Annotated in this window: 4 protein-coding genes; 2 read left to right on the forward strand and 2 right to left on the reverse strand. The window is 58.7% G+C overall.

The window, feature by feature from the left end:
- Positions 1-345 (forward strand): MBL fold metallo-hydrolase RNA specificity domain-containing protein (locus VBE63_RS26855; RefSeq protein WP_323686063.1); only part of this gene is annotated, 345 nt, incomplete at its 5' end.
- A 231-nt stretch (positions 346-576) separates the two neighbouring features.
- The gene (locus VBE63_RS26860; protein WP_323686064.1) at positions 577-2,046 is read left to right on the forward strand and encodes a Fic family protein; all 1,470 of its coding nucleotides are present in this window, start codon (positions 577-579) and stop codon (positions 2,044-2,046) included.
- Positions 2,047-2,079: 33 nt separating this feature from the next.
- On the opposite strand, the gene VBE63_RS26865 is transcribed toward VBE63_RS26860, so the two are convergent.
- Together VBE63_RS26865 and VBE63_RS26870 are read right to left on the reverse strand one after the other, a co-directional pair.
- Positions 2,080-2,241 (reverse strand): hypothetical protein, encoded by a 162-nt coding sequence (locus tag VBE63_RS26865; RefSeq protein ID WP_323686065.1) that lies wholly within the window; start codon positions 2,239-2,241, stop codon positions 2,080-2,082.
- Positions 2,242-2,355: 114 nt separating this feature from the next.
- Positions 2,356-2,730, reverse strand: a complete 375-nt coding sequence (locus tag VBE63_RS26870; RefSeq protein WP_323686066.1) for a hypothetical protein — start codon at positions 2,728-2,730, stop codon at positions 2,356-2,358.
- Positions 2,731-2,794 lie beyond the last annotated feature (64 nt).

Genomic DNA, 2,794 nt, shown 5'->3' on the forward strand with positions numbered 1-2,794 from the left:
GGGCGCATGGTGAACTATCTCAAGGCCATGCTCGGCGACCCGCGCCATGATGTGCTCTTCGTCGGCTACCAGGCCAAGGGCACGCCAGGGCGCGACATCCAGCGCTACGGCCCGCGCGGGGGCTACGTGATACTTGACGGCGAGCGCTACGATATCCGCGCCCAGATCCATACCATCGGCGGCTACTCAGCCCATGCCGACCAGCGTGATCTGATCGAGTTTGTCTCTGGGATTCCGACGCCGCCGGCTGAAATCCGCCTGGTGCATGGGGATGAAGGCGCAAAGACGGCGTTGGCTGGGAAACTGCGTGAGGTGGTGAAAGAGGCCGAGGTTGTGGTGCCTTGAGGCGACCGCCCTGTTGCAAGCGACCGACCTGCATGGCGGTGCGGCTTTACACGCTTGGTTAATCGCAAAAGATATCTTCAAGTGCGCTGGCCTCTAAGATGAGATTGGGGCTGCCAGGCCAAGGGTAGGCCCGGGCGAGTTCTTCGACGACCACCGCCGGCTTGATATCGCGTTAACAAAAAAGTGGCATGATAGGTTTTTTTAACAAAAACCTTGGCCTTTGAAGAAAAAATGGATTGCCTCGGCTACCAATCGCTCTGCGAACGCTTCCAGCTCACGGCATTTCCGCTCTCGAGACCCGCGCGGGTTGCGCCTGTATCGCGGCTGACGCAGACAGTGGATGCCCTGTTGGTGCCCGCGCAGGTTGCGCCCCGACAAGATGAGCCACTCGAACAGCTGCTGTTCGCGCTCAAGCATGAAGGCGTCAACCTGCAGGTCCTGGCGCAGGCGCTCAAGCGCCTACCTGGCAGCGACCTCCAGCGCCGGGTTCAGGCCACGCCCTCGAGTCGCTATGTCCGCGTCCTGGGCTTTTTGTGGGAGGCCTTCAACGCCCGCAAGCTTGAAGGCAATCTTGGGATCGCGGGTCCAACCGTTGATCTGTTCGACGCCAAGCGCTACCTCACCGCGCCCGGTCAGCGCAATGCGCGCTGGAAGGTCAATTTCAACGGATTGGGGTCGCTGCGTTACGCAGTCACCGTGGAGCGCACGCCAGCCATTGAACGCTTGCTCGCTCTGGCTATTCTCGACCGCGCAAATGCCTTTGTGGCGGGGCTTGGACAGCAGGCAACCGATCGGGCGCTGGCCTGGGCGTATCTGCATGAGACTGAAAATTCGTTCGCGATCGAGCGAGAGAAACCATCGCAGGACAAGGCCGAGGCCTTTGTGGCGCTGTTGAAACAGGCACACCAGCCGCGACCGATGGACGAGGATTATCTGGTCGAGCTGCAAAACGCCGCCATCACCAATCCACTGGATCGAGCCGCTGCCTATCGCCACGAACAAAACTGGCTACGAGGACCCCTGCGGGGTGCCGCCGGTATCACCTATGTACCGCCACCGCCCGAGTTGGTGACTGCGCTCATGGACGGGGTGCTGCTGTTTGCTAACGACCTGCCGAAAGCCATCGACCCGCTGGTCGCAGCGGCCATCGCATCGTTCGGGTTTGTGTTCATTCACCCCTTCATGGATGGCAATGGCCGGCTGTCGCGGTTCCTGTTTCACTACGCGCTCTGCCAGTCGGGACGCTTGGCCAATGGGTTGCTGTTACCGGTTTCGGTCGCGATGAAACGCAATGAAGCCGCATACCTCAAGGCTCTGCAAAGTTTCTCCACGCCCATGCGCCGCCGCTGGAATGTGCGTTGGTTGAGCGATGAAACCTACGATTTTCGCTTTCAGGGTGACGAAGCGCTCTACCGCTACTGGGATGCGACTCAGGTTGTCGAGTTCAGCCTCGACATGGCCAGACAAGCGCTTGAGAAAGATCTGCGCGAAGAGACCGAATTTCTCGACCGCTTTGACCGGGTTTATCGCCAAATCGATGAATGCTTCGATGTGCGCGGCAACGCCTTGACGACCTTAGTGATTGCCGCTCTGCAAAACAACGGCAAGGTCTCGAAGAACCGACGCAAGCAATTCCAGCTCACTGTTCCAGGCCCAGTATTTGATGCCATTGAGCAGGTGTGCGAGCAGGCACTAATATAAGTCCAAACGGCCTTGGTCACGCTCCCGCTATGCTCAGCTTTCTAGGTTCTCGGCTAACATGGCGTTGTCCTCGACTAATGAGTTGATCTGTTTCAGGTCAATGTCCGCGCCCAGCCGCCGCAGGTGGCGCTTGAGCCAATGGGTGATGAGCCGGTCCAGCCTGGCCTTATTGGGGTCGGCTTGGATCAGGCGCACCAGTCGATCGACGGTGGATTGAAATTCGATCAGTAGGGACCGAGGTTATCGTACCCCAGATGACAACCTGAGCTTCCATGCTCCACGGAACCTGTGCGGAACGCATACCCGAGGCTAGAGAAACCGCAATGCAGCGATAACCAGGCCCACACCAGTGGCGATGAAGCCGAGCAGCCAAAAAAATTGCTGATCGTGGCGCTTGAGCATCTCATCGAAACGTTTGTCCATTTGCTCGAAGCGTTTGTCAACCTGTTCGAAGCGTTTCTCCACTTGCTCGAAGCGCTTGTCAACCTGTTCGAAGCGTCTATCAACCTGTTCAAAACCTTGGCGCATCAACTCGCGCTGGTGCTTGAGTTCCTCCTCCACCCGCACCATACGCTCGCGCAGCTCGATCTCGTAGACCACCGCCGGCTTGCCAAGGCTCTGCTCGGTGAGCCACTCGCCGAGGTGGGTTTTAATGAAAGCGATGTCTTCTTCGGCTAGGGCCATGGGGGTTGCGCTCGCGGTCGGTCGATGGCATTGAGCCTCATGCAGGGCTTCACGTTAGAGTCGT

The organism is Lamprobacter sp. (assembly GCF_034860625.1).
In the GTDB taxonomy this organism is placed as follows: Bacteria; Pseudomonadota; Gammaproteobacteria; order Chromatiales; family Chromatiaceae; genus Lamprobacter.

What these genes read in the sequence shown, in the direction of transcription:
- VBE63_RS26860 (WP_323686064.1), top strand. Translation starts at nt 577, where the DNA reads ATGGATTGCCTCGGCTACCAATCGCTCTGCGAACGCTTCCAGCTCACG.
- VBE63_RS26870 (WP_323686066.1), bottom strand. Translation starts at nt 2,730, where the DNA reads ATGGCCCTAGCCGAAGAAGACATCGCTTTCATTAAAACCCACCTCGGC.